We start from the raw sequence: 24113 nt of genomic DNA on the forward strand, positions 1-24113 counted from the left end.
GGGTAGTGCCGATAGACCAATCCCTGTGAATCCCGTGGAGAACGGGGACAATCGGGAGAATGGTCACTGGCCGTTGCTCACAGAGGCCCAGAACTCGTTTTTGCTTCCATTGAGTTAACCGAACCTTAGCAGGTCCAGAGGCGCTGGAGCACGCTGATGCGCCATGCCCTTGCCTGCACGGCCGCGATTTGATCCTGGATCTCTCCGGCCGCCCGACGCCGAGAGGAGAAGCCCGTGAGCCCGTCGTCCCAATGGACCTTGTTCCTCGCCCGCCCCGGCCGTGACCGGCAGCACGTCGTCAAAGACCCCAGAGGCGAGCCCCGTCTCATGTTTGGTGAAGATGATGGGACGCGGATCAACGATCGCCTCGCCCGGTACCTTGTCGGGAGTCTGAATGCAGGCCTTCATCCGGAAGACCCGGACCCAGACCGGGGTTGGTTCCTGGACAGCCCGGGAGACGGCGACGCGCAGGATCCGGCCGTTCTCATTTGCGATCCGGATTTCGAAACAAGGCTCGAGATCCTTGAGACAGGAAACCTCGATGAGGATCAGGCGCTGGGCCGACGAGTGACAGCGCTCATCAATACCTATTTCCTCCAGGACGAACGTTCCCATCCAAGCACGTCCTCTTCCAGCCCTCGGACGGGGCGAGAGCCATCCAAGTCTAGACAGTGAGGGTTTGGGAGCCAGCAACGACCACAAAGGGCGGGTGGCGACGGTGACCGTCGCGTTCTGGATCGAACGAACGCAGAGGGAGGACTACCCTGTGCATCCTTGGGGTGGGTCCGATTCAGCCAATCCCCCCGACAGGCAACTGCCTTGTTTTCCTTCAGGTCTGGCTGAAATCATCTCTCATACTGGGTTCGCTGACAGACCCTCTAGGGCCAGTGAACTGGACCTTTGTGACCTAAAAATCACCCACAGCCACACCTTACCCTGCACCATTAGCCTCACGGAGACTCTATCGAACCACATGGAACCCTGAGCCTTTTGTTGTCATTTTTCTCATACAAGCGAACATAGTAACTCTTGAGCTTATATGATCTCTCCGGAAGAACTCGACTTGAGATCACCAGGAGCGAACACAGGGAATGACGGGAAGTCAGGTCGGTCGAAGTACGACCGTTTCAGAGCCGTGATAGCTGCGACAGCAAAAGCCTCACGAAAGGACGCAAAGAATAATCCGTTACCTCTCTCCTCCGTGATTGCCCACGAAAACTGAAACTGATCACTGACCTCCATTTTGCCCATGCGTAATGTATCAAGCGGCGGAAGGAGGCCGAGGAGGTCTTGTGGTAGTTCTCCTCGGATCGCTTGAGCATTTGAGTACCAGATCGGCATAACGCCTCCATCATGGGGAACCCGCGCCTTGAACGCCTCAGCATGGAGCGCGAGTCCCATTTTTGCACCAAACACCTTCATGTGCTTCGTCAAGATTGGGCCATCAGCCCTCATGATGCCGCTGTCCGGGTGAACACCCAGGCGCTTCACTTCCAGCTTCTCCCCTGCCCTTCGCGTCCGCATCTCCTCAAGCAGCCCCGGCACGTTCTGGTGAACAGACAGCAGGAGTTTCCTGAACTCGCCCGCTTCCATCTGGGTGGTCGGGTCTGGAGAAAGGCGACCAATCAAAGATGCTACAATATCAGAATGGCTCGTCCCATTGTTGCACGAACGGCAACTCGGAAACTCCAAGCCCTTTGGCCGCTGTTTGCCTCGGAACATCATCCGGGGCGGCATATGCTCAATCGTATCTGCCCGCTCGCCGCAGTAGATGCATCGAGGGTCCCGTCCGAGGATGCTCGCGTGTGCGCGCCTTTTTGCCTTACTCTCGCCCATAGCTCGATCCGGTCAATCAGCCTAATACTACATTCGCCTTCGAGGACATCGATACCAGCGAATGCGGGGTCTCAATAGACCCCAGCGCGCAGCTATCCCTTCATGTCAGCCAAGCTAATAGTGATCCGAAGCGGCAAAGTGTGACTGTAATGGGGAACCCCGCTTCCAGACCCTGGTTGGCCTGATACGCGACGGGACCGGAAAGGACGAGCCAATGATCTGTCAGTTCTGCCAACAGGACGTGAAGGACCCCTGCCGTGACACGCAGGAGATGCGACATCGAGCCATGAGCCACGTGGAGCGCTGCGAGAGGGCTCTTAGGGATGACCTCAGTGATGGGATCAATCCCAGCGATGGTCAGAGCGCCAGGAGCATCTGAAGAGGCGGAGTTCGAGATGACGAAGAACCCTTGGCTCAGCCTCTGGCTCAGTGCCGCGAACACCTGGGCCGGGGCCGCCCGAGGCTTCTGGACGGTAGAGATGCAGCGTCAGCAGAAGGCGATGCTGAATGAGATGACGAAGCCAAAAGGGCGGCTCGCCACCAAAGGCTCGTCCAAAAAAGCGTCAGCAGGGGTGCGGAAGAAGTCCAAGGGGCGGTCCTGACACTGCCAATCCTGATTCCTCACCGCCTCCGCTCCCGCCCCGCGCCCGCTTTGGGCAAGCCCTGCGGTTGCCCAGAGTGAAAGATCATAAGCCGAAACGGCGTAGAGATGGTCCACTATGACAACACGCCCACCGTCGTGGTGGTACTGGTGCCTCTCCGAGGCGGCTTGCTGATGGTTCGCCGTGCGCTTGCGGGCGAAGGTTATGGTAAGCTTGCTCTTCCCGGTGGCTACCAGATGCTGGGACAGACTTGGCAGGAGGCCGGTGCGCAGGAGGTGCTGGAGGAGACAGGCGTCATCGTATCCCCAGAGGCGCTCCAGATTGTAGACGTGGAGACCACTCCTGATCGGCGGCAGAATCTGCTGTTCTGCCAAAGTCCGCTCGTCGAGCACGAGGGCGGGTTTGTCCATGACGCCGAGGTCTCAGAAGTACTTGTCGTCTATGAACCCGTCGAAACAGCATTCCTCCTTCACACGCGCATGGTCGGAAAGTTCTTCCAGCAGACGCTATGAGGCCAGGGACTTGCAGCCGATCTCAGGTCGGGTGACCCTCTGTATCTTCGATCTCAGGCGACTGCTCCACAGGTATCTGCTGATCCGGCACTTTGGCATTCTCGCTCGGATCGTGCTTTCCGTCCTGATGATCCGCGTTGCCGGTTCCGTCTTCCTGCACACCATTACGGCGGCTGCTGTTGACGCTCAGGTTCTCTAACCCTGTATCCTGGTTTGGTTGCTTGTTTCCCGCCATGGCCTCCTCCTCGGGATATCTCATCCTCTAGGAGAACGGTGGCCGCAGTGCTCGGTTGCAGAACCTACCCCGTCACCGCCTGTCTGATCCGAGCAGCCGCATCTATCGGGTTGATACCATCCGTGTACCAATCCAAGATCGCCAAATAGAGGCTATTTCGCAGAAGTGGGTGATGCTCAGGGGGAAGGTGCTCTTCGACAGCCTCCAGGTATCGCGAGAAGGGCTTTAGCATCGAACCAGCCTCCGTTGATGGTCATCAATCCGGGACAGTGTCCTTCCAAGTAGAGCATCAATGGAGCAGCATTTTGTCTTTCGCCCTCCACTCAAATTCGGAGCATGATCCAATGTTACGAGAGGATAAGATGCTGAAGCCGTGCACCGCTGCGCTGCATCTGGCGCTCGCGCGGCAACTTTAGAGCAGCACGGAACCTTCCTTGTCGTTCTGCGCTGATATCGACTCCGTGCTCTTCCGGCTGCGGGATTAGCCATGCCCGACGACCCTGACAAGACCTTGCAGGAGTTGTGTCAGCGAATAGTCAGTGAGGGGTTGCCGAAACTCTCGGCAGAGGCATTGCGCGTGTTCAAACGGGAGGAGCGGCGCGGTCCGAGGTTGGCCCAGCCGACTGCGTCCAAACCTCTGCTCAGCCTGTCCACAGAGGCACTCCGACTGGTCCATGAGAAATCCAATCCTGCATGGCCGTGGAACCAGCGATAACTGACTCTCCCGGCACTTAATCTCCGGTCGTTCAGCTAACCGTGGCGGTTGGGGTGACAGCGCTTCTTGGTGAAATGCTTCTGCCGTTCGATGACCTTGGCCGAAGCCATCACTTCCCTGTCACTGCGGGGTGTTCCTCAGTGAGGGTTCCAATCAGACGCAGCAATTCCTGCTGTTCCGGACCCGAGCCGCGACTCAAGAAGGCCACGACATCCTCATGTTCCACATGTCCTCCCGACGCCAGATTGGCTTCATGATGGACAAACACAGTCCCTGAAGGGTCTGCAATCAGGAACCAGCGGTCACCGCTCGGGCTTTCGTAGAGCTTACGCGCCTTCTTCATGGAGGCTCCTGTCGGATCGACATGGTGGAGTTATTAAAACGTATTTGGTCGGAAGGCAGAAAGCACTCTCTGCGTGGCCAACGTTCTTCAGCGGGAACCTGAGCCGCAAATTCAGCAAGGGTTTGAGAACGGAGTTCCTCACTCAAATGAGGCTGGGTCTAACAGTTCAAAGGGCTCTGCTGGGATTATCGTCGAGATCGCATGCTTGTACACGACCTGTGTCCCGCTACCTCGGGCAAGCTGCACCGTATAACTGTCAAACCGTTTGATCCGGCCCACGAGCTTGATCCCGTTCACAAGGAACATCATAACCTCAATTTCACTGTCGCGAAGGTGTTTGAGGAACATGTCCTGGATCGTTGGGGTCTTTTGTACAGTCACGGTTGACCCCCTCGGCATGTGGCACCGCTCATAGTCGACGCTGGGTAACTGGAATTGCGGGAAGCCGCTCCACCTCAACAACCCTCGTCGCTTGTGGCAACTTCCGCTCAGCGTAGTCCCGTATCGGTCTTGCTGTCTCGCGAAGACGAAGGCTGAGCCGCTCGATCTCGGGCACCACCATCGGCGCTCCGTGCGCCGCTACCATCTCGGCGAGGTCTTCAGGAAGGGCATCAACGTGCTCTTGGAGGAGGAGAAGGGCTGCACGGATGGTACTCAACTCTCGTTCGTCCACAACAAGGGCGAGTTTCTTCATGGGGGTGCATCGGCCTCTAAGCTTGTCCTTTCAGGCTACAGGCGGATGCGGCAGAAAGAAGGCGATCAGTCTGCGGGCAAACGCTCCCGATTGATCAAGCTTAAAGCAACGCTTCCTTAATCCACCTCGCAGACGATTCCATCTGAAAGGGTGTGATCATGGCTGTGGGAGCGAGACTATCCAAGGAGCCCCTACGCCGGAACCGCTTCCTGAAATCCAAACCTGCAGATGCTCCCTGGCTGGCTGGGCTTGCTGTAGGGCTTTTGGCTGTGATCCTCGTTGCCGGATTTCCTGCCCAGGCAGATGAATTCGATGCACTGGCCGTATACAGCGCGGCAAGACCTCTCAATGATCGCTGGCAGGCTTGTGCCGCATCCTATGTCAGGCGTCGGCTCCAATCCCATGTTCCGTCAGACTCGCTTGCGAAGGACGCTTTACGCAGTTGTCAGCCTCAGGAGAACGAGCTCCTTCGCTTCTTTACCAGCAGGATCGGGCAAAGGTCTGCCAAGACTGTGGTGACGGTCCTGCGCCAACGATATCGATCTGACCTTGCCGCAGCTATCGATGAGCATAGAGCCCGAGAATAGGAACCCTGCTTCCATAAGCGGGTTAGGTTGGCCTACAGCCACTGAGGGCGACAGCAGTAAGATCGGATCGATCACCGGTGCCGAGCCGTTTCTCCGACGATACGCGGAACTCCGGTCGTGCAACTTTGTTGGCCTGACAGCCTAACCAAGAGGTCGCACCAATGATCTGTCCATTCTGCAAGCAAGAGGTCGATGAACCCTGCCGCAACACTGTTGAGGTGCAGCGGCGAGCCAGCGAGCACATTGAGCGATGCGATAAGGCTCTGCGAAACCTGAAAGGGATCGTGTTTGGCTAAACGTGTCGGTTGGCGTAGCGCCGACTTGGTGAGATTCTTCAGTCCTTCCAACACCTTCGCGGGCGCAAGGCTCACATGATTGCTTGCCAACCCACCCGAAGTCTCCAACAAAAACCCCGTCCGTGGACGAGGTAAGGTGACTCAGGAGAAATCATGTTGCGTAAGGCAATGTCGCCCCATCTGGGTCAGTTCGTGCCGCTGACGAAAGAAAGGTGAGCCGAACGAAGGGGCGTGGCTTCCCGTCATTATGGCATGCGCCACTTGGCGCGGATAAGACAATGGAGAACGATATGCTCCATAAGCATCTCGCATTGGCTCTTCTCGGTACGATCCTAATCTCAGCCCCGGCGCTGTCCCAGACCAACCAGCCCGCAGGCTCGACCACAGCTCCTCCTACCGGTTCAACGGCAGCCCCTTCGGCGGGTGACCCGAGCTTCGGCGCGAAGGAACCAGTCCGCATGAACACCGGTAACTGGATGACCCAGGAGCAGCCGGGGCAGTGGCGCGCCTCCAAGCTCGAAGGGTTGAATGTCTACAATCAGAACAATGAGAAGATCGGCGACATCAGCGAAGTGATCGTGGACAGCAGCGGCACAATCCAGGCCGTGGTGGTGGGCGTCGGCGGGTTCCTGGGCATCGGCGAACGGGACGTAGCGATCCCGTTCGATCAGATCAAGTTCGTCAACGAGCCGCGTGCAGTGGCGACCACAGCCACCACGACCGATCCGAATGCCCCAGCAGCGCCACGAGCACCGGCCACAACAACAACAGCGCCAGCGGCTCCGGGGACAGTCGATCCGAACGCGCCGACCACCACGGGAACAGTGGCGACCGATCAGAGGGCCGGTGCTGCAAACCGCTCGGCTCCGGATCATGCGCTACTGACAACCAACATGACCAAGGATCAGCTAAAGGCGGCTCCCGAGTTCAAATACGCCCGCTGAGACGATCAATCCTTCCAAGGAGGGGCCGCGAGGCCCCTTTCGCTATATTGCGGCTGTCTCGGAGGCGCACCGAGATTTGCTCTCCGCTGGAAGTCGAGCGCAGCGCTTATTCGATGATCTCGACGATCCGACCAGTGCGCGGGTCAACCAGCACCGTTCGGTCGTTCACAATCGAATAGCGATAGGGATTGCGAAGGCCGACACTGGCCGGGAGCGGTGAAAGCCGTGCACGCGCTGGCGCGGGTTGCCCAACTGTCACTGGTTCGGCGACCCGGATCGAGGGGCTCCGTTGCGCCGCCACATAAGTGCGCACCCGCCGCGCCTCCTCAGTGGTCAGAATGCCTCCCACCGCTGCACCGGCCACACCACCGACCGCCGCGCCGACTGGACCACCTACAACGGTTCTGTCGCAACTCGGGAATAGGGATGAGAAAGCAGCAGGTGGATCGAAAACCGCTTATGCGGCAAGCAGATGGAACTGCTCGGCGAGCGATAGCTGCTGCTTGCAGGCATATTCCGCCTGTCCTTTACGCATCATATGGATCAACTCGATGCCGCCCAGGATCACGCGGGCGCTGTCAGCCGACTTGAAGCCAAGCATCGGACGCACGCGCCGTTTGACGGCGCGGTGATCCTGCTCGATGCGGTTGTTGAGGTATTGGCTCTGCCGGATCCTGATCGGTTTCAGCGTGCATCCCGATCTGTCCTGCAGCCGGCTCTCGGCATCACACGACAGGATGGCTTCCCGATTGGTCTGGCTGCCGTCGATCACAATCCGCTCGGGCCGGCCATGTCGCTTGAGTGCCTTGCGCAGGAACCGTTTGGCCGCAGTCAGATTGCGCCGCTCACTGAACCAGAACTCCACTGTGTCGCCGTTGCTGTGGACTGCCCGGTAGAGATACATCCATCGGCCGCGGACCTTGATGTAGGTTTCGTCGATATGCCACTTGCCAGTGACCGCTCGCTTGCGGCGATTGAACCGCTCCAGTAATTGGGGTGAGTAGCGGGTGACGCATCTGTGAATGGTCGCGTGATCAACGGAGATGCTGCGCTCGGCCATCATCTCCTCAAGGTTCAGCAGGCTCAAATTGTAAGCCAAATACCACCGGACGCACAGCAGGATTACGGATCTATCGAATTGCCTGCCCTTGAACATCTTGCTTCATCCTCTCCCGCCAGGGCAGGCCAGAGCCGTTCAAGAGGTAAGAAAGAGTTGCGACAGATCCCATCTTTGCCACGCTCGCGCGCCTTGCTGAGTTACACAGGAACGGTGTGCTGACGGATGAGGAGTTTGCCGCCAAGAGGGCAGAGTTGCTGGCCCGCATCTAAGGATCAAGTTCAGCTCACCGTTATGTTCAGCCGATCATCCGCTATATCTCAACTGGGGCGGACCAGGGATTCTGGTCCTGTCGCGATTTCCGGGCCACAGACACAGAGAAGATGCCTGAGCGAACGGTAGGCTATCATGCGACGAGCCGCGCGAATTGCTTCGGAAGGTTTCCTGCGGATCAACGCTGACGCACCTGAACGAAGTAGGCCGCGATCGGCGCTTCGCCGAGAGCCTTGCAGGCTTCCAGCCGATGCAAGCCTTCGACCAGAACAAACGGCTTGCCATCGGGCCGCACGAGAACGGGTGCCTGCCGCCCCTTCCGGATGATGCTCTCGGCAAGGGCTGCAACCTTGTGCGATTCAAGTGTTTGACGTCGCACCGGCACATAGAAATCTGCGATGGCGATTGTCTGCCTCTTCATCATCGCGGCGCCTCCGGTCTCTCGTCATGATGATCAAAGCTTAGGCGCCGCAGATCGGCTTGCCGAGGAACATGCGATCCCAGATTGAATTGCCCGAGATGGGCAGCTTGGCAGGAGGTTGGCGTTGCTGTGCTGGCTCCCTCACATGGAGACATCTCATGAGCAAACTCACGGCATTGCTTGGCTTTCTCTTCCTGGCTGCTTCATCGGCCTGGGCGCAGACCCCTGCCCCCTCCCCTGCGCCCGGCGCTCCCTCCGCGGCAACAAGTGGAGGGATCGCTGACTACTGGTGGATCATCCTGCTGGTGATCGTTGTCGCCGCCGCGATCTGGTATTTCTCCCGCAGCCGCAGGGGCGTGTAATCGAGCATCCGGCAGGAACGGACCCATGGCATCAGGCGTTAATCTGCAGCCCTTTGATGCTCCTGACGGTCCTATCGACATGAACCCGGCTCCGCGCCGGGTTCTTTTTGATCTGGGCTGACATCAGCGAGCACTCACCCGTTTTCTGGCGTGCCCTGACACATGAGGAGCAGGGCAGACGCGCTGATCATTGGGGTGTTTCAGGCGACATCGGAGCGGCATCGGCTGGAGTCCGTGCTCCAGATCGCTCCTGAGCACCCAGTGGCGTGCCAAGCTGCTGCCTTACCCCGGCCAGCTGGCTCTGAGCATCAGCGAGGTCCTGACGAGTGGCCTGAAGCCGCCCCTCCAGTTCTGCAACCTCCCGGTTGCGCGCGGCCAAGTCATCCGTTGCTCTCGCCAATTGGGCCTGAAGATCAGCCCGCTGCTGAGTTACCTGGTTCTGAATTTCAGTCTGTTCCCATGTCAGGCGGTCCCGCTCCGAGCGGAGGGTGGTCAGCTCTGCCTGAGTGGATGCTTGTGCCTCACGCGCCTGCTGGAGGCGTTGCTCGACCTCCGTGAGCTCTGATCTCCTTGACGACAGCTCCTGGGTAGCTTGGGATACCGTCTCACGAGCAGCTGCTTCCTGACGGCGAGCATCTTCGAGCTGGCGGCTCACATCGGTCATTTCCTGCCTGCGTGTCGCGAGCGTCTGCTCGCTTGTGGCAATCTCCTCCTTCACAGAAGCCAGCCGTTGCTCCGCCTGCTGGAGCTGGTTCTGGATCTCCGGCAGGCGCTGCGACAGTGCCGTGACACTGCGGCCCAGCTCAGCGGCTCTTTGCTCGTTGGCTTGCAGCGTTTGCTGAGCAGTGGCGGTCTGGGTCTGAACCTCGGTTCGGGCCTGGGTGAGTTGCGTCAGTTGCTGCTGTTGCGTCTGCAGGTCCTGCAGAGTGCCGGTGAGCTGCGCTTGGGCCTGCTCCCGCGCCTGCGTCACTTGGGCCAGCTGTTGCTGGGTTGTCTGGAGCGACTGCTGCACGGTCCCGAGCTGAGCCTGAAGCTGGTCACGAGATTGCGCTGTCTGCGCGAGTTGCTGCTGCGACGTCTGGGCCGTTTGCTGCAGGGTTGCAACTTGCGCCTGGGTCTGCTCTCGAGCCTGAGCGACTTGGGCCAGCTGCTGCTCCGCACCAGCGACCCTGGCCTGCAAGTCTGCCAGAGTTCCTCCAGTGCGCTGCTGCTCGTCGAGCTGCCGTCGCAGGGTGGCTTCAGTTTGCTGAAGGCGGATCAGTTCCGTTTGGGCTTTCTGCCGCTGGTCGGAGGAAGAGAGCCCGACGCCAAGGGCCAAAAGCCAGCCCAGGATGGCAGCTCCAGCCAATGCCAAAGTTACAGGCCGCTTCATCTCGGAGCGGTAGTCGACTGCCATCGTGATCTCCTGCGCGTGGGCTGCTCGATCTAACGCAGAGCCGTGACGAGCGTTGCTCACTTCTGCACCAAAAGCAGCCCTTCGGTTCGCGCTGACCATTGGCTGCTCCGATGCCAAGAAACCGCACGGAACGCTCAGCTCCGTCACGGATTATCCGTATCGCTGCGCTATTGGATCAGGAGACTAACAATGGCTGACAAGGATTTGAAAGCTCTCTTTCTGCATCAGCTCAAGGATACGTATTTCGCCGAGAACGCCATCCTCAAGGCCTTGCCGCAGATGGCGGAAGCTGCGCAGGCCGAGGAACTCAAGGGCGCCTTTGCCGTCCACCTGAAGGAAACGGAGGGGCAGGTGAAGCGACTTGAGAAGGTATTCCAGCTGTTGGGCGAGAAGCCTGCGGGAATTGAGTGCAAAGCCATTCAGGGCATTATTGAGGAAGGTCAGGAAATCCTGCAGGAGTTCAGCGGCGGCGAGGCTCTCGATGCTGGGCTGATCGCAGCGGCCCAGGCGGTGGAGCATTACGAGATCACCCGCTACGGCACCTTGCTCGCGTGGGCTAAGCAGCTTGGCCTCTCCGAGGCTGAGGAACTTATCCAAGAGACCCTGGTCGAGGAAGAGAATACCGACCAGATCCTCTCAGAGTTGGCTGAGGACGCTATCAATCCTGCTGCCGCGTAGGAGACCGAAGGAGGACCTGACCAGAAAGCCGCCCCATCAGGAGCGGCTTGAATAGCCAGCGCCAGTTTCCAGACTATCCGCATTATGCTTACGGAATAGTCCCGTGTCTTTGGAGAGGGCCCACATTGGGCTCAAGAGATCCGTCGCCGTTCGGAAGGGTGAGATGAAAGACGGCTCCGTGCGGGACATTGTCGGTCACCCACAGTTTTCCGCCATGGCTCTCGATGATCGACCGGCTGAACATGAGCCCCATCCCCATTCCATCCGGCTTCGTACTGAAGAATGGTTCGAAGATGCGGTCCTTGAAGTTGGGCTCTATGCCCGGCCCGGTATCCGCTACGGATACAAGGATCCCTCTACTCTTCAACCGTTTTGATGTGACATGCACGACCCGGGGCCGATCACTTATGGTACCCATCGCTTCGCCCGCGTTGGCAATGAGGTTCGAGATGACCTGTTGAAGCTGTGACGGGTTTCCGGTGGCACGGGGCAGCTTGGCATCGAGATCAGCCCTGATCGTGACACCGGCCATCCGGGCTTCTTCCCTCCAATGTTGTAGGACGTCTTCGATGAGGTGGTTCAGGTCGAGCGGCACACGCTCTTGGGCATCCCTCCGGAAGAGTCTCCTGATCCCGTCGACCACATCTCGGGCACGATGACCGTCACGGGCGATCCGCTCCAGTGCGGCTCGCACTTCCTCGGTCTGTGAGACTTCCTGATCGAGCCATCGAAGGCCGGCCCCGGCGTTTATGACGATACTTGCCAGCGGCTGGTTGATCTCATGGGCGATCGAGGCTGACAAGGCCTCCATGGTCGTCAGGCGGCTTTCACGCGCCAGACGCTCGGAATGAACCGAGCGGGCGAGACGGGCTTGCAGGGTCGTCGCTTCCGAGAGCAAAACGAGGAGAACGATGCTCGCGGAGACCAGTCCGTACAGCCGCCCGGCCCACCAGCCAAGGTTGAGGCGGGTGCCGCCGGTGACATATGTCAGCGTGATATTCTCGATCAGCAGCGTACAGAGCACGACCATCAGCCACAGATCGAGACTCGAGCGACGGCGAACCCACAAGGATACGAGTCCGATTAGATAGAGGCAAATCGCTGCGATCGGAACGGCATGCCAGAGTGGGGCGACGTTCCTGTTATCGATCATGAACTTCGGGAGTTTGTCAGGGTGGACAATGGCAACCCAAGCCACTGCCCCTGCAAGGCTGGCGATCAGAGCAGTTCTGCGCACGATGATCATGGGTATGGAGCGTTGCGGCTCATCGCCGGTGGAGTCCCGGTCCTTTGTCAGGGCATAGGCGATGACGAAGAGGGGAAAGCTCAGGCGCCGGACGGCGGCAAGCGTAGCCGTGCTTTCGATGTTGCTGCCCATCCCAAGGGGCGCAAACACGTCAGGCAGCGTGACCACCCACGGGATGACCAGAAGCCCTGAGAATAGATAGCCAGACGACAGGGTGAGAACGGCCCACGACTTTTGAACGGAGAACAGGGCCAATAAGAGGGTCGAGGTGAGCAGTTCAACAAGGAAGACCGCGACGGCATAGGCCGGGAGCAGGACTTCTGTCCCTGTTGTCCGGAGCCGCGCGTAGGGGATGGTAATCAGCAAGGCGAGGACCAAGGTGGCGAGCCCCGCGCCAGCCAGCCACTTCTCGGCCCGGCTGGGAGGCGCCGTGGACAACAGGAACGGATCAGGGCCGCGACTATCGGGCATCCGTGCATCTCTGCCGTGCGGTGTTCCATCGGAATTTAGAGCACAACCCCAGGAACAAAGTAAGGGCGTAATCCCGCCAAGCAAGCGGCACGTAGCTAGCTCCGTCTATGATCGGCTCAGTTGGGCGAGTTCGGGGCGCTCGTCCGGGGTGAGCGGACGCGGGAGTCCTTCAGGCGGCGCGGCATGGACACCTCGCAGCACGAGGATCAGCGCGCCACTTTGCCATATCCGATGCCAGATGACCCACTAGTGTCGCGTCGGCTCCAAGCAAAGAGAGGCCAAGACCCTGCCGGATGAGTCAACGATATTAAGCCACCAGCCCTGCCAGGATGCGCCAACCTCAATCGCCTCATTCCGAAGGTCGTCGATGGCTGCCAAGGCCTGAGCCTTGGCATGATCAAGATCGGAGACCTCGATTCCTTCGTCATCGAGGATCTCCTCGTGGCTGTTCACTAGGTGAAAGTAGCAGCGCATGAGCAGTGTCGAGTCTTCAGTCTTCGTTCCAGATAGTCATACTTTATAAATACTCGGGCCGAAAACAACGTGAGTTGTTCATAGCAGTTAGTACAAAACAGAGCGCACTAGGGAACTATGAAGACTTGCCACTTCCGATAGGAACGACCCTGCACCAGTTGCTGGCGGCTCTTAATTAATAGATGTCATTTTATCTTATGTCTTGCCTCGAACATCGCACGGTTATACTTGCTGTAGATCAGCCGCTAGTGCACATCTTCATCGCCGATTTTATGATGAAGCTGGCTTCGAGGTGTTTGAGGCGGCGGATGCAGATGAAGCTTTGACGATCCTGAAGGTCAAACCCGATGTTTAAGCCATTATTAGTGATGTTGAGATGCCTCGCGATTCGATGAACGGGTTTGCGCTGGCTCGAACCGTCCGGGAGCAATGGCTGGAGATTGGGATCGTGATTACGCCAGGGCGAGAGCGCCCCCGGCCCTGACGAGTTGCCGGAAGAAATTGTCTTTCTCGCCAAGCTCTACCTGCCAGATGCCGTCACTCAGGTGATCCGACTGAGGGCCACGCCCCAAGCGGTCGAGACGGCGCCTGCTAACATCATGTAATTTCGCAGAAGGCCGGGTGGCACGACGCCTCGGACGCTCTCTTGTGGTACGGATGGTTCCAGAGATTGTTCACCACGAGAGCGAGAAGAACGACGCTCAGGAGCAGGATCAGGAGCAGGGCGACACGGGACAGTCGTTCGTGGCGGGCTAGTTGGGCCTGCGCCGCTTCAAGCTTTTGGCGGCGCTCATCCTGATCATGGTCTTTGCGCGGCATGGCTGGCCAATCTACTAGTTTAGAACTAAACTAATATCTGCCTCGCGCATCTAGGAACATTGTCCAAAAGTTCGAATATGGTCGTTTATGGACCCTGAGTAACAGAGTTCCGTCGCCGGGAAGATCATCATCAGAAGCCCATCTATCCTATGCAGTCTCGGTCGAACTTGCTTCGTGCTGGATGAGGCTGAGACATGAACTGGATTTCCGAAGTCGTCCGTCCGAAGATCAAGACGCTCTTCAAGCGCGAGACGCCGGACAATCTCTGGATCAAGTGCCCGGAGACCGGGCAGGTGGTGTTCCACAAGGACGTGGAGGCGAACCAGTGGGTGATCCCGGGCTCCAACCACCACATGCGCATCTCGGCCACACAGCGCCTGCAGCTCATGTTCGACGGGGCTACCTGGCTCGACGTGGCCGTACCGGAGGTGCCGGTCGATCCGCTCAAGTTCCGTGACGAGAAGCGCTATGTCGACCGCCTGAAGGACGCCCGTGCCAAGACCGGCCAGCAGGACGCGTTCAAGGTCGGCTTCGGCCGGGTCGACGAGCTGCCGATGACCATTGCGGTCCAGGATTTCGGCTTCATGGGCGGCTCGCTCGGCATGGCGGCCGGCGAGGCCTTCATCAAGGGGGCCGAGACGGCCCTCGACAAGAAGACTCCCTACGTGCTCTTCGCCGGCTCCGGCGGCGCGCGCATGCAGGAGGGCATCCTGTCCCTCATGCAGATGCCCCGCACCACGGTGGCGATCCGCCGCCTGCGCGACGCGAAGCTGCCCTACATCGTCGTGCTCACCAACCCGACCACCGGCGGCGTGACCGCCTCCTACGCCATGCTCGGCGACGTGCATCTGGCCGAGCCGGGCGCGCTCATCGGCTTCGCCGGCCCGCGCGTGATCGAGCAGACCATCCGCGAGAAGCTGCCCGACGGCTTCCAGCGCTCCGAATATCTGAAGGAGCACGGCATGGTGGACGCGGTCGTGCACCGGCACGACCTCAAGGCCACCGTCGCGCGCCTGTCGCGCCTTTCAGTACAGCCTCACCTATAGCAGCTTAATTTTGCGGAAGCGCCCGTTTGGAATGCGGATCTGCCGGAGGTGATGATGGATGCTGAAGCAGAGTACTTCCGCCTGAGGCAGGATGCACATCCCGGCTGGGACGGTGAGGCCTACCAGCGCCGCCTGGCAGGATGACGAGCACAGTCGATCAGCTTCGCCAGGACAGTAGGTTTCCACGGCCTCCCGCTCACGTCATCGAACTTGGCTCCGGCGGCGGTCACAGGGTGTAGGCACGTGTAAGTGCAACTGTGGCAGCCCGTAGGCCTTTATGATTGTGGAGCGTCACCCGCTCGAGCAGATGCTATGGCTTGATGACCTTCAGGCGTGCTCATCCAGGTGAGAGCTTCTGCCCGGCAGGTGAATTTCTCTCGACAGATCCTGGGCGTCAGCTTTCCGCGCACAGGGACAACCACCCGCCAGGATCGCTTCAGCTCCATTGGATATGCGGCAGGATGCTCTTTGCTCATCATACCTTCCCAACGTCCTGCTCGAAGGGGCACAACAATCAGCCCCAAGGTTCTTGACCGAAGGCGAGCTGCACTGGGCAGTATACCTAGATCCTAATTAGGAGGAGGTTAATATCGTGCTTGTACTTCTCCTAAACCGTGCTCCAAACGTGCTCCTATGGAACCCATGAGATAATTATAGGGATCAGCGCGGCCTTACTTCTAGTCAGCGGGGTCGCTCTAGACGGCAAGAGAACCCGACCAAGTTCACCGATGAGAGGGATCGAGCGTTCTGGGGCTTGGCCGGGAAACGGGTGTTCCAAGCTGCGGGGTTCCCGACTGAACGATGTGTGAACACGGAACAGCATCCGATGCGGCAGCTAAAGAATAGGGGCGCTCACCGCTCCCAAGTGTCCCTATGCCTATTGTTGGTTTTGATCTGAGGCTCGCCGAGCCAATCACAAAGATCCTCTAACGAGGCGAAGATATGCTCGATTTCCGTGAAAGGTGCCGGCCTCCATGCTGGAGGCAAATCCTCGAGCAGTTCCGCTGTCCACGTATAAGGCTGGTAGGAGCTGTTGCGCACCACACTAGCTACGACCTCTCCGTTCAAAAGGAGATCATAGGCGCCGGGCGCCAGCTGGATCAGGCTGTAGGTCATTGCAGGCTCTCGTCCGAGGCCAGCTGGCGATCGATCCACTCTCGGGCCATGGCGAGGACTGTCTCCCGTTCCGGAGCCATAACCAGGGTGGGCTTCTGGTCGGGCCGGGTCACGAGGGCCATCCAGTCCAGGCCGCTTGGGTTGAGACGGATGCGGTAGTCGTGATGGTCGACGAGGTCAGTGTCCTGAGAGGGAGAGGGATCGGTCATCATGGGACGGGTAGGTCTGTTGTGCGGCAGTAACGTCTGGAATGGGCTGCACGCCTTTGCTGGGCTGGGTTGATATGTGGTGGGCCCGGAGGGACTTGAACCCCCGACCCGACCGTTATGAGCGGCCGGCTCTAACCATATAGCTACAGGCCCCACCATCTGCCATCCGCTCAACGTTGGCGGATGGCCCGTGCCTCCCCTGACACAGGCAGCCGCAGCGGATCAAGTGGCCAATGTTGCCCCCGCAGGCGACCTGGCAGAAATCCTCCCCGATGCGAGCTCAACCGTCTTGAGGACGCGATCACCGCCCTTGCGGCTGCAACGAACGGGCGAGTTCCCGGATCACTCTATCCTCAATGTTGAGCCCATCGAGCTCCTGGTCAGTCTCTGGATCCAATGCGGCTTCCGATGTCTCGGACACACGCGACACCTCAGCCGGGTGCAGCTGGGGCTCGCCAACCCGGTTGTCCAAGGCATCGAGCAGGCCGTGGAGGGCCTCATTCGTGACCTCGACGGCCGGAACAGAGGGCAGACCCGTGAGAGCCAGAGAGCGGACCTGGTAGGCGGCTTCACTGGTGACCTCGGGACCAAACCAAGCAGGCGGCTGGAACTTGCGTGCCGTCTTGTCTTGTTTGAACGTGATGCTGATCAGATCGAGCGGTGCCGGGGTGACGAACCGCTGGATGGTAGCACCATGTGAGCCAATGGCCATGGGAATGCTCAGATACTCGGCCTGTCCGGCGGTTAACTCGAGCAGCGCCTCGGCTTGAGCCTGTGAGATCTCAGCCGGCTCCTCGCGCGGGCCGGCCACATGGTGAGCAATCAGGATGAGGTGGGCGGTCTCACCTGAAACCTGGACGTGGGCGCTCCGGTCCGTCCGATCCGGGAAGAAGCCTTGTCGCACGAGATGGCCTCCCCTCTCCCTCTCGATCAGGCGAGCCAGAGCGGAGGCGAGCAGGAAGACACGGGTGGTGCTCATCGGGTCAATCCTCCGCAGCGGTACTGTTGGTCGAGCAACTCCTTCCAAGCTAGGGTTTAAGGATCGATCCGGGAAGGGACTGGCGCTGCCTTGATTGTCTTAGAGTATTTGAGGTTAAAGGAGCCGAGCTGGCCCAAGCAGCTTCGAAGTTCTGTCAAAACGTTCATCAGCTATTCACTGCCCAATGAAGGTAGTGTCCGATCGGCCGAAGCGCGCGCTTCTACAATGCAGTATGCCTCATGTGAGCACTCCGCTAAGAACATGATTTGGCTATCGACCCCGTCAGGGGCATCCCTTCCCAGTCAGATCCCGTCGTGCACTAACCTCACCAGGATGCAGGATGGAGGCGCCGCTTCCAGCGTTCTTGTCGCGGGAGTTGAACGGAGGCAGCTTGGCGCTTGGTCAGTCTACTCTTGACCACTTTCGGCGATGTCAGCGTTGGTGAACAAGGCAACTCGGCTCCTGCTGTTTGCTCAAAATCATCCATTGGTTGCTGAGGATCCACCTGCTCAACCACCATGGGAGCCTTCCTCGTCGGCTTCCGCGACCTGTCTTTCGCACTTTTAGCCTGCACTGGCTGAGTATCTTGAACGGAAATCGGGTCTTGTTCCGGAGCAATGTCAACTTGGGGCACAGATCCGCTGGTCTCCGGCACATCAGAGTGTGCCTCCTTCGCGTCCCCGGAGGCGCTCGTTGTCAGAGCAAGCTCCATCTGTTCCTGATGAGGCTCCCCTACAGAGACCTTGCGCTGGACAGGTTCAGCGGCCCCCGAACTACCCCACATCGGTTCGACAATGCTCGGCAGGATGCGAGGGACAGGAGAGATCTCGGCGGCTGCTTGAGGCTCCTCCTTCTGAACTATCTGGGACATCTCATCCTGCCTCGGCTCGAAGAGGCGCCTTGGCGGGAGAGAATTGATCTGACCTGGAGTGCGGGATTTCTTAATCTCGATCGAAAAAGGCTTGGTGTTCCGCTTCATGTCATATGCTGATGATGGTGTAGGAAAGATAGTGACCTAAGATCTCGCGTGTACGACGTCAATACCAGAAGCACACGCCGCCTTCCATCAGGACTGTCGGACCTTCGAATGACTCTAGAATAGGTGCTGCTTTACTGCTTCTTCAAGACATCGTGAGAGCACTGAACCCACGCTACGGTCGCCAGGAGCTACAGCCGGCGGACTGATCAGGGTGGACTTGCAGATTGCTGTCAACAAGCACCCTCCCCTCACCATTTAAGCCGTGTCTCTCGAGCAAACGCAGGAGTGTGGGTTAAGCGGCCAGCACGTTGCGTGAGGCGGTGATCTGGAACAGATAGAACCCGTTAAACCGCACACCAGCTCGGGCGGCCCATTCATCAAAGCCTGCCGGGCTCCTGTCCGACGGCCGCAGCGTCTGCTCAAACCTCCAGCCACTCGGATCAAGGAACCCGGGAACCGGGCGATCCTCCGGCACGGCACAGAGAAGTTCGGGCCGCGGCGTGTTGCGGAACAGGTTATAGGTGCACCCCCGTGCGGGTGCTCTGGCTGGAGCCAAGTGCTGAATGAATGACATGACGCCCCCCGAGCCGGCGCTTGCAAACAACTGCTCGTGCACCGCGTCTGAGATCGCTTTACACCAGACAGAGGAATTTAATATTACCCTTGTGGGGTATCAAAGGCAGGCGGGCTCTGCCAGAAGAAAAAGGTCTGCTGCCTCGGTCGAGGTGCCGTCAAGTCAGTGTGCACTCAAAGACACTAATCTGCTCACAAGAATGGCGATCCGCAGTTCTCACGCCGGGCGTTTCCCGGCACTCACCTCCGCCGTGGACGGTCGTGCGTAGACCAGCCGCCGGTGCCAAGGGCACCAGCTTGAGCCCTCTTGCGTCTCACTCCCGCAAAAGATTGCTCTGGACTGATCGTCCGAGACGATGAAGCGACACTGACGCGCCTGGAGCTTGAACAAGGTGGTTCGGGTCTGCTGCGACGGCTGGCTGATCTCAGGCATGGCTCTGATATCCGATTCATGGACCAGAGTGCAACACGATCAGGGCTCAGAAGAGTTCCGCGCCGGCGTGATCTATCAACAGATAGATTGAGACAGTCAGGGTATCGGACGGGGCGATTTCACAAGGCGATCGACATTACTTCGTATGGGAGTTGAGGGCATAGGGTGATGAGTGCAATCGCTGCCGAAGCCGCAGTGGCCGTCAACCCGAAGGGTCAATCCGGTTCCCACGGCGGTTCACATTGGGGCAGCAGTTCAATGGCGCACGGGGCCATGACGAGCATGCGATCTACAGGTATATATTCCAGAGCAGCCCCTGCTCCTAAAGAAACGGCGTCTGCGGGAGAGAGCGTGCCTTTGCCATGTGCTTCGTAGGGGCTGAGGTAGTGCTTGAGACCTGTGACCAGCGCGACGTGGTGAACGGTGCCGGCAGGACGCAGCCTATCTAGGACATTGCGCACCGTGGCCGCGTCAACCCGGATATTCTCGGCTCCCACCGCCTGGCGTGAACAGGTTGTGATCAACCGGCTTCCGCCTTGACCTTTGCAATCGCCGCGCAGAGAGGCCTCATCCTTAAGGTCGGCCGCAACTGGCGTCACGGCTGCCTTGCTGGATCCAGCACGTTCCAGCGATCTGCCGCGAGATGCGAAGCCCTGGCACTTCCCACGATACTGTTGAAGCCTATCACCAATGGACCGAGCCATGCGGTCGCGTTCCGTTCCATCAATTCCATCAGCGGTCGGGGCGGTACCCGGCACCTCGTCATGCTCCCAATTGTGCGGAGCGCTCGGGCCTCGCTCTTGTACCCAGCGCATCGTCAACCCATACAAACGTGCAATCGAGACAGTCACGTGGACAATTGGCGTGAAGCGCGCCCGCGATCATCATCACCATACCGAGGAGTAACTCTGTACGGCTGCGAATGACCGTGCTCACGACTACTGAGGGTATGAGTCCGCCCTAGCCAGGCGTCGATCTTAGGGAAAGGAGGCTTCGATGCGGCGTGCCGAAATCTGGGCGGTCTTCAATAACGCCTTGGCTGTCGTGATGACGATCATTGTCATCTCAGCTTTCTTCTACTCCCTCCCCGCTCGGGCCGAGCGGGAGCAGTCTCCCAAACACCAGACAACGCATGCAGTGCATCACCACCTTCATAACAACGTCATGCCTACGGATGTGAAACGTCAACCGGTTTTCGTGAGCACGACTGCGCGCCTACCGAGGCGAGTTGAGACTGCGTTAGGGAGGGTCAGACCGCATTACAAAGGGATGATTCGGTAGGCGTGCCTGTCAGCACGACCGATCCGCGAGATCGACTGCCGTATGGCCTTGGCACTAAACCTCACTTGCACACTTCACCTCCTATCGCTCCACATTCAGCAAAGATAATGCGTTCCGTTTCACTGAGCCCGATGACAGGGCCTGAGAGCTCGGGCAGGTTTCAATGAGAATCCTTGGCATCCTGATGGACCCGTCGCCGCGAACGAACCCACGGCTCAATCAGTGCAGCCGATGTGGACACTGCAGGAAGCCCTACGTATTCCGGCGTGGCTTCCTTGCCAAGATCGAGCATAGGACGAAGGAGATGGTGCGTGACGAGGATGGCTCATGGTATCTAAAGCGAGATGTCGGGGTGTACGCCTGCCATTCGCTCGAGTGCTTCCTTGCGATGATCGAGCCAAACGGGCATGCATAAGCTTCTCTCTACTCGACGGTATGAGGTCAACCGCTTACATGCGTTCCACATCCCTAGATTAAGGCTCAAGCAACATCACGTAATACCATTTTGATCGATGGTCTCAGCTCGAATGCAGAAGCTGTGGTATGTAATTGGCGCAGTGTCCACGCCTGAGACGCCGCTATGGATCTAGGCCTATACTGGCTTGACAGTGCCAATTTTCCTCTCGTCGAGGTTTATGCTTACCCTCACAGTCTTGCATTTTGGAATCGGAAGGCAGAAGACATGGACCTGAAATGGAGCGGCCAGACAGCTCTCGTCACCGGCTCTACTGGCGGCATTGGTCTTGGGATTGCCCACCGGCTTGCTGCCGAGGGCGCGGAGGTGATCATCTCCGGACGTGGCGCGGAAAAGGTCAATACCGCCGTACGTGGGATCAAGATCTCCAGCGGCAACTCGGTGCGTGGTGTCGTTTCTGATGTGACGACCGCTGATGGGGCGTCTGCCCTGCTTGAAGAAGCGGGACAGGTGGACATCCTCGTCAACAATCTCGGTATCTATGAGAGCAAAGCGTTCGGCGACATCACAGATGATGACTGGATGCGTTTCTTTGATGTGAATGTGGTCAGTGGGGTACGGCTCGCGCGAGCAGCTTTTCCAGCAATGCTTCACCGTAATCAGGGACGCATTATATTTGTGTCGAGCGAGTCAGCCCTGTCAGTTCCAAAGGAAATGATCCACTACGCCGTAACAAAGACAGCACAACTGTCCCTTGCCCGCGGACTCGCAGAACTGACCAGAGGGACAAGAGTCACTGTTAATTCCGTCCTGCCCGGTCCAACCCGCGCGGAAGGTATAGAAAGCTTCCTACGCAGCCAAGCGAGTAATCCCTCTGCTTCGATGGCGACAATTGAGGCCGAGTTCTTCGCAAAGGCCCGGCAATCGTCGCTTTTGCAGCGCATGATCGATCCTAGCGAAATAGCGAGCCTCGTCGCATACCTAGCAAGCCCTTTAGCGTCCGCGACAAACGGCGCGGCATTGCGTGTCGAAGGTGGGCTCATCTCAACGATAGCTTAGCCTTCGAACTCTTAAGGTGGCGAAGGTGTGAATCAGAGCCTCTGATTGAGGAGGTATGGTCTGCCGGCTTTGCTTCTGCTAAGCGAGCGTCAGATGGCGCATATCTAACGAACGAATCTGCTTGTCCATGCCTCGCCTCAGATGGACGGCCGGCGGGTTGTAGCGGGATCGCGAATGTGATCTGCAGCAGCCTGCTGGATCCTGTGCGTGACCGATCACCCTGGAACATCGGATCAATCAGGCTGGGATACCTCTCGCCGCATCTGATGTTCTCAGGGAAGGCGAACATATCCTAGGAGATCTCGGATAGCCGAACTCTGGATCGATGATTTCTGAATCGTGCGCCGAGGCAACCTGATTGCGATGACATTCATGTTGGACGGCCGGCCTTACACGTTCTGCATCAATGGCGACCAATTGTTCGACCCGACAGTCTCTCAGGCTCAAGTCGCGGCAGCAGACTACGTATATGACGACCTCCGCAAGTTTGCCACGGAACTCGCCAAACTCGCCTCAACCGAGTCGTAGCGGCAAGACATCTCCGATACAGCCGCGCTACCCTGTGGAGTCACACAGCCGCTTCATGGAGCCTCGTTGTAGCCCCGCGCGCGCCACTCATGTTCAACCTGCTCTCGCGTCTTCGCAAGCTCGACCGCTTGGCTGATATCGGCAATCCACATCATCGATACAGAGACTTTCGGGTCCGGGCAGCGCCCCGTATCTAGAAACAGAACATGGCCCAGGACCTCACGAACCGCGCCGATCCGGTGGCCATCGGATGTCAGTACATCCATTCCCTTGTGGATCTTGTCGAGTTCGATCACTGTACATCTCCGGCGCGAGAATGGGGATGGTTCAGGCTCAATACCGCAAGGACGCGACGGATAGTTTACTACGAGGCTGAGAAGCATCACTTCCTTTAGGTGGCGGACAAAGTGAGCCAGACCGACTTTTGAACGTCGTGAATGCTCCCCATTATACTCTGATCAAATGGAGATCAGAAGAGCCCTTTGCTTCCAGGTTTAGCGGATGCCGGAGCGGATCGAGCAGTCATTCATCATGGGCTGCTGCCGCTTGGCCTTCGACCTTGCTCTTGCGTAGCGCTGGCTGTTTTGCCTCAAAGGATAGAACTCGAACAGCACGAGGGCGAACGATCACCCGCACCGGGAAAGGCTTTCCCCGTTTTTGCTGATGCCCCGAACCCAACGCCGGTAGCAGGCGCTGCGAAATCTTTAAGATGGTTATCAGCGCTTACTTCAGGAGGCCTCAGGCTATCCGAACCACCAGACGAAGTTGATGCACGAAAGCTGTCGCTTCCCGCCAGGGTTCACGACTGAGCGGCATTGCCGTAAGTTGCCGTAACCTTGTTGTATGACGATGGCAGCGGTCCGGAAGGTGCGGCATAGAACGAACAAGCCCTATACGCCTCAGTTAATGGCTTCGTGGGGCGCTTCAGTGGCTGAGGGCAGCGTGAGGTCCAGGGATCGCGATCAATAGCCACCAAGATCGCGAGACGCTGCTCAAGGGCTTCAACCCACCTACAACAGAAGGCGTCACCGTATGCTCAAGATTTCCCCCGAGCAGGCCGTTTAACGGCGCCTGACCGCCGAGCCAAACCTCGCCGATGCGTGTTTCAGGCCGCCTGATCTCCGGACAGGTTTCCAGGTCGTTCAGAGCGTCGCTCATGCCAAGGGGCTCGCATCCCGACAAATAGAGTGTTCGGTCTATGATGCGGCGGCGTGTGTTCCAGGGAAACGGGGCCCCATGCTGCATCGGGTGCTGAAATTCGGCTAGAGGTACGCTCAGCAGATTAGCCGCCTCTCGAATACCCAGGGACAAGTGGCACCTGGACAGGGTCTCCATCAGGATTGCAGTCCAAAAGCAGTGGCTCTCGCAGGTCGTTGGCTGACACGGAACCGTGCCTGGCCTCCTGGATCAAAGTCGCCGAAATGCGATAACCGACAAGCTCCTGTCGCGAAAGCTGCTCACGAAGCAGAGCGTCGTACCTGGTTTGGAGATTACAAACATGGTGGTTACTTATGCCGCTGTCCACGATGGGAGT

The 24113-nt window shown here is 58.6% G+C and carries 28 protein-coding genes, 1 tRNA gene and 1 pseudogene; 8 read left to right on the forward strand and 22 right to left on the reverse strand.

The genetic code is table 11. The annotated features are described in order from the left end of the window. Window positions 1-114: 114 nt before the first annotated feature. Window positions 115-615 carry a hypothetical protein gene (locus HPT29_RS25465; RefSeq protein WP_173948922.1) on the reverse strand — a complete coding sequence of 167 codons (501 nt, stop codon included), beginning with the start codon at window positions 613-615 and terminating at the stop codon, window positions 115-117. Window positions 616-1035: 420 nt separating this feature from the next. Further along, window positions 1036-1836, reverse strand: coding sequence for a hypothetical protein (locus HPT29_RS25470; protein WP_259061004.1), 801 nt, complete (start codon window positions 1834-1836; stop codon window positions 1036-1038). 395 nt (window positions 1837-2231) lie between these two features. Between HPT29_RS25470 and HPT29_RS25475 the strand changes: the two genes are divergently transcribed. Together HPT29_RS25475 and HPT29_RS25480 are read left to right on the forward strand one after the other, a co-directional pair. After that, on the forward strand, window positions 2232-2438 hold the full coding sequence (locus tag HPT29_RS25475; protein WP_173948920.1) for a hypothetical protein: 207 nt from the start codon (window positions 2232-2234) through the stop codon (window positions 2436-2438). A gap of 107 nt (window positions 2439-2545) precedes the next feature. After that, window positions 2546-2950: an NUDIX domain-containing protein gene (locus HPT29_RS25480; RefSeq protein ID WP_173948919.1), complete on the forward strand. Its 405-nt coding sequence runs from the start codon at window positions 2546-2548 to the stop codon at window positions 2948-2950. Between the two features lie 22 nt (window positions 2951-2972). On the opposite strand, the gene HPT29_RS25485 is transcribed toward HPT29_RS25480, so the two are convergent. From HPT29_RS25485 to HPT29_RS25500, 4 genes are all read right to left on the reverse strand, one after another. Continuing rightward, window positions 2973-3185: a hypothetical protein gene (locus tag HPT29_RS25485; protein WP_173948918.1), complete on the reverse strand. Its 213-nt coding sequence runs from the start codon at window positions 3183-3185 to the stop codon at window positions 2973-2975. 824 nt (window positions 3186-4009) lie between these two features. Continuing rightward, the gene (locus HPT29_RS25490) at window positions 4010-4243 is read right to left on the reverse strand and encodes a hypothetical protein (protein ID WP_173948917.1); all 234 of its coding nucleotides are present in this window, start codon (window positions 4241-4243) and stop codon (window positions 4010-4012) included. Between the two features lie 138 nt (window positions 4244-4381). Continuing rightward, window positions 4382-4642 carry an RNA chaperone Hfq gene (gene hfq, locus HPT29_RS25495; RefSeq protein WP_173948916.1) on the reverse strand — a complete coding sequence of 87 codons (261 nt, stop codon included), beginning with the start codon at window positions 4640-4642 and terminating at the stop codon, window positions 4382-4384. A gap of 10 nt (window positions 4643-4652) precedes the next feature. Continuing rightward, window positions 4653-4937 (reverse strand): hypothetical protein, encoded by a 285-nt coding sequence (locus HPT29_RS25500; RefSeq protein ID WP_173948915.1) that lies wholly within the window; start codon window positions 4935-4937, stop codon window positions 4653-4655. Between the two features lie 1341 nt (window positions 4938-6278). On the opposite strand from HPT29_RS25500, the gene HPT29_RS25505 reads away from it, so the two are divergent. Further along, window positions 6279-6764 (forward strand): PRC-barrel domain-containing protein, encoded by a 486-nt coding sequence (locus HPT29_RS25505; protein WP_349774733.1) that lies wholly within the window; start codon window positions 6279-6281, stop codon window positions 6762-6764. A 106-nt stretch (window positions 6765-6870) separates the two neighbouring features. On the opposite strand, the gene HPT29_RS25510 is transcribed toward HPT29_RS25505, so the two are convergent. Continuing rightward, entirely contained in the window at window positions 6871-7128 is a 258-nt protein-coding gene (locus tag HPT29_RS25510; protein ID WP_173948914.1) for a DUF1236 domain-containing protein, read from the reverse strand. 93 nt (window positions 7129-7221) lie between these two features. Then, complete coding sequence (locus HPT29_RS25515; protein ID WP_173948913.1) at window positions 7222-7920, reverse strand: IS6 family transposase; 699 nt, start codon at window positions 7918-7920, stop codon at window positions 7222-7224. A 65-nt stretch (window positions 7921-7985) separates the two neighbouring features. On the opposite strand from HPT29_RS25515, the pseudogene HPT29_RS25520 reads away from it, so the two are divergent. After that, window positions 7986-8093: pseudogene (locus HPT29_RS25520) on the forward strand (SHOCT domain-containing protein); the annotation flags it as partial. Between the two features lie 179 nt (window positions 8094-8272). Here HPT29_RS25520 and HPT29_RS25525 read toward each other — a convergent pair. Beyond that, window positions 8273-8518, reverse strand: a complete 246-nt coding sequence (locus HPT29_RS25525; protein WP_173948912.1) for a ParB N-terminal domain-containing protein — start codon at window positions 8516-8518, stop codon at window positions 8273-8275. Window positions 8519-8673: 155 nt separating this feature from the next. Between HPT29_RS25525 and HPT29_RS25530 the strand changes: the two genes are divergently transcribed. Beyond that, window positions 8674-8877 carry a hypothetical protein gene (locus HPT29_RS25530; RefSeq protein ID WP_173948911.1) on the forward strand — a complete coding sequence of 68 codons (204 nt, stop codon included), beginning with the start codon at window positions 8674-8676 and terminating at the stop codon, window positions 8875-8877. A gap of 187 nt (window positions 8878-9064) precedes the next feature. Here HPT29_RS25530 and HPT29_RS25535 read toward each other — a convergent pair whose 3' ends face one another. Continuing rightward, entirely contained in the window at window positions 9065-10273 is a 1209-nt protein-coding gene (locus HPT29_RS25535) for a coiled-coil domain-containing protein (protein WP_173948910.1), read from the reverse strand. Between the two features lie 189 nt (window positions 10274-10462). Between HPT29_RS25535 and HPT29_RS25540 the strand changes: the two genes are divergently transcribed. After that, window positions 10463-10951 carry a YciE/YciF ferroxidase family protein gene (locus tag HPT29_RS25540; protein ID WP_173948909.1) on the forward strand — a complete coding sequence of 163 codons (489 nt, stop codon included), beginning with the start codon at window positions 10463-10465 and terminating at the stop codon, window positions 10949-10951. Between the two features lie 88 nt (window positions 10952-11039). Here the strand turns inward: HPT29_RS25540 and HPT29_RS25545 are convergent, their stop codons facing one another. The 3 genes from HPT29_RS25545 to HPT29_RS25550 form a co-directional block, all read right to left on the reverse strand. Continuing rightward, a complete protein-coding gene (locus HPT29_RS25545; protein ID WP_259061009.1) occupies window positions 11040-12752 on the reverse strand; it encodes a sensor histidine kinase in 1713 nt (570 codons plus the stop codon). 162 nt (window positions 12753-12914) lie between these two features. Next, complete coding sequence (locus HPT29_RS28965) at window positions 12915-13142, reverse strand: DUF6894 family protein (RefSeq protein WP_432807327.1); 228 nt, start codon at window positions 13140-13142, stop codon at window positions 12915-12917. A 597-nt stretch (window positions 13143-13739) separates the two neighbouring features. Continuing rightward, a complete protein-coding gene (locus tag HPT29_RS25550; RefSeq protein WP_173948907.1) occupies window positions 13740-13961 on the reverse strand; it encodes a hypothetical protein in 222 nt (73 codons plus the stop codon). Window positions 13962-14155: 194 nt separating this feature from the next. Between HPT29_RS25550 and accD the strand changes: the two genes are divergently transcribed. Then, window positions 14156-15007, forward strand: a complete 852-nt coding sequence (gene accD, locus HPT29_RS25555) for an acetyl-CoA carboxylase, carboxyltransferase subunit beta (RefSeq protein WP_259061010.1) — start codon at window positions 14156-14158, stop codon at window positions 15005-15007. An 852-nt stretch (window positions 15008-15859) separates the two neighbouring features. Here the strand turns inward: accD and HPT29_RS25560 are convergent. The 7 genes from HPT29_RS25560 to HPT29_RS28970 all read right to left on the reverse strand — a co-directional run bounded on the left by HPT29_RS25560 (window position 15860) and on the right by HPT29_RS28970 (window position 19323). Next, a complete protein-coding gene (locus tag HPT29_RS25560; protein WP_173945117.1) occupies window positions 15860-16123 on the reverse strand; it encodes a hypothetical protein in 264 nt (87 codons plus the stop codon). Next, window positions 16120-16335 carry a hypothetical protein gene (locus HPT29_RS25565; protein ID WP_173945118.1) on the reverse strand — a complete coding sequence of 72 codons (216 nt, stop codon included), beginning with the start codon at window positions 16333-16335 and terminating at the stop codon, window positions 16120-16122. The genes HPT29_RS25560 and HPT29_RS25565 overlap by 4 nt, the downstream gene beginning before the upstream one ends. A 74-nt stretch (window positions 16336-16409) precedes the next feature. Then, window positions 16410-16485, reverse strand: a tRNA-Ile gene (locus HPT29_RS25570). A 148-nt stretch (window positions 16486-16633) separates the two neighbouring features. Then, window positions 16634-17311 (reverse strand): CYTH domain-containing protein, encoded by a 678-nt coding sequence (locus HPT29_RS25575; protein WP_173945119.1) that lies wholly within the window; start codon window positions 17309-17311, stop codon window positions 16634-16636. A 325-nt stretch (window positions 17312-17636) separates the two neighbouring features. Then, window positions 17637-18290 (reverse strand): hypothetical protein, encoded by a 654-nt coding sequence (locus HPT29_RS25580; RefSeq protein ID WP_173945120.1) that lies wholly within the window; start codon window positions 18288-18290, stop codon window positions 17637-17639. 292 nt (window positions 18291-18582) lie between these two features. Continuing rightward, window positions 18583-18864 (reverse strand): hypothetical protein, encoded by a 282-nt coding sequence (locus HPT29_RS25585; RefSeq protein WP_259061013.1) that lies wholly within the window; start codon window positions 18862-18864, stop codon window positions 18583-18585. A gap of 216 nt (window positions 18865-19080) precedes the next feature. Then, complete coding sequence (locus HPT29_RS28970; protein ID WP_432807336.1) at window positions 19081-19323, reverse strand: GcrA family cell cycle regulator; 243 nt, start codon at window positions 19321-19323, stop codon at window positions 19081-19083. A 1936-nt stretch (window positions 19324-21259) separates the two neighbouring features. On the opposite strand from HPT29_RS28970, the gene HPT29_RS25590 reads away from it, so the two are divergent. Next, window positions 21260-22051 carry an SDR family NAD(P)-dependent oxidoreductase gene (locus HPT29_RS25590; RefSeq protein WP_173945122.1) on the forward strand — a complete coding sequence of 264 codons (792 nt, stop codon included), beginning with the start codon at window positions 21260-21262 and terminating at the stop codon, window positions 22049-22051. Between the two features lie 581 nt (window positions 22052-22632). On the opposite strand, the gene HPT29_RS25595 is transcribed toward HPT29_RS25590, so the two are convergent. After that, complete coding sequence (locus HPT29_RS25595) at window positions 22633-22875, reverse strand: DUF2171 domain-containing protein (RefSeq protein WP_173945123.1); 243 nt, start codon at window positions 22873-22875, stop codon at window positions 22633-22635. Between the two features lie 628 nt (window positions 22876-23503). Continuing rightward, a complete protein-coding gene (locus tag HPT29_RS25600; RefSeq protein WP_173945124.1) occupies window positions 23504-23737 on the reverse strand; it encodes a hypothetical protein in 234 nt (77 codons plus the stop codon). Window positions 23738-24113 lie beyond the last annotated feature (376 nt).

This window comes from Microvirga terrae, from assembly GCF_013307435.2.
Taxonomy (GTDB): Bacteria; Pseudomonadota; Alphaproteobacteria; order Rhizobiales; family Beijerinckiaceae; genus Microvirga; species Microvirga terrae.

What these genes read in the sequence shown, in the direction of transcription:
- HPT29_RS25500 (WP_173948915.1), bottom strand. Translation starts at nt 4,937, where the DNA reads ATGAAGAAACTCGCCCTTGTTGTGGACGAACGAGAGTTGAGTACCATC.
- HPT29_RS25470 (WP_259061004.1), bottom strand. Translation starts at nt 1,836, where the DNA reads ATGGGCGAGAGTAAGGCAAAAAGGCGCGCACACGCGAGCATCCTCGGA.
- HPT29_RS25505 (WP_349774733.1), top strand. Translation starts at nt 6,279, where the DNA reads ATGAACACCGGTAACTGGATGACCCAGGAGCAGCCGGGGCAGTGGCGC.
- HPT29_RS25580 (WP_173945120.1), bottom strand. Translation starts at nt 18,290, where the DNA reads ATGAAGCGGAACACCAAGCCTTTTTCGATCGAGATTAAGAAATCCCGC.
- accD (WP_259061010.1), top strand. Translation starts at nt 14,156, where the DNA reads ATGAACTGGATTTCCGAAGTCGTCCGTCCGAAGATCAAGACGCTCTTC.
- HPT29_RS25465 (WP_173948922.1), bottom strand. Translation starts at nt 615, where the DNA reads ATGGGAACGTTCGTCCTGGAGGAAATAGGTATTGATGAGCGCTGTCAC.
- HPT29_RS25575 (WP_173945119.1), bottom strand. Translation starts at nt 17,311, where the DNA reads ATGAGCACCACCCGTGTCTTCCTGCTCGCCTCCGCTCTGGCTCGCCTG.
- HPT29_RS25490 (WP_173948917.1), bottom strand. Translation starts at nt 4,243, where the DNA reads ATGAAGAAGGCGCGTAAGCTCTACGAAAGCCCGAGCGGTGACCGCTGG.
- HPT29_RS25530 (WP_173948911.1), top strand. Translation starts at nt 8,674, where the DNA reads ATGAGCAAACTCACGGCATTGCTTGGCTTTCTCTTCCTGGCTGCTTCA.
- HPT29_RS25480 (WP_173948919.1), top strand. Translation starts at nt 2,546, where the DNA reads ATGGTCCACTATGACAACACGCCCACCGTCGTGGTGGTACTGGTGCCT.
- HPT29_RS25475 (WP_173948920.1), top strand. Translation starts at nt 2,232, where the DNA reads ATGACGAAGAACCCTTGGCTCAGCCTCTGGCTCAGTGCCGCGAACACC.
- hfq (WP_173948916.1), bottom strand. Translation starts at nt 4,642, where the DNA reads ATGCCGAGGGGGTCAACCGTGACTGTACAAAAGACCCCAACGATCCAG.
- HPT29_RS25485 (WP_173948918.1), bottom strand. Translation starts at nt 3,185, where the DNA reads ATGGCGGGAAACAAGCAACCAAACCAGGATACAGGGTTAGAGAACCTG.
- HPT29_RS25540 (WP_173948909.1), top strand. Translation starts at nt 10,463, where the DNA reads ATGGCTGACAAGGATTTGAAAGCTCTCTTTCTGCATCAGCTCAAGGAT.
- HPT29_RS28965 (WP_432807327.1), bottom strand. Translation starts at nt 13,142, where the DNA reads ATGCGCTGCTACTTTCACCTAGTGAACAGCCACGAGGAGATCCTCGAT.
- HPT29_RS25560 (WP_173945117.1), bottom strand. Translation starts at nt 16,123, where the DNA reads ATGACCTACAGCCTGATCCAGCTGGCGCCCGGCGCCTATGATCTCCTT.
- HPT29_RS25585 (WP_259061013.1), bottom strand. Translation starts at nt 18,864, where the DNA reads ATGTCATTCATTCAGCACTTGGCTCCAGCCAGAGCACCCGCACGGGGG.
- HPT29_RS25590 (WP_173945122.1), top strand. Translation starts at nt 21,260, where the DNA reads ATGGACCTGAAATGGAGCGGCCAGACAGCTCTCGTCACCGGCTCTACT.
- HPT29_RS25515 (WP_173948913.1), bottom strand. Translation starts at nt 7,920, where the DNA reads ATGTTCAAGGGCAGGCAATTCGATAGATCCGTAATCCTGCTGTGCGTC.
- HPT29_RS25550 (WP_173948907.1), bottom strand. Translation starts at nt 13,961, where the DNA reads ATGCCGCGCAAAGACCATGATCAGGATGAGCGCCGCCAAAAGCTTGAA.
- HPT29_RS25535 (WP_173948910.1), bottom strand. Translation starts at nt 10,273, where the DNA reads ATGGCAGTCGACTACCGCTCCGAGATGAAGCGGCCTGTAACTTTGGCA.
- HPT29_RS25525 (WP_173948912.1), bottom strand. Translation starts at nt 8,518, where the DNA reads ATGATGAAGAGGCAGACAATCGCCATCGCAGATTTCTATGTGCCGGTG.
- HPT29_RS25600 (WP_173945124.1), bottom strand. Translation starts at nt 23,737, where the DNA reads ATGAGCGACGCTCTGAACGACCTGGAAACCTGTCCGGAGATCAGGCGG.
- HPT29_RS25565 (WP_173945118.1), bottom strand. Translation starts at nt 16,335, where the DNA reads ATGATGACCGATCCCTCTCCCTCTCAGGACACTGACCTCGTCGACCAT.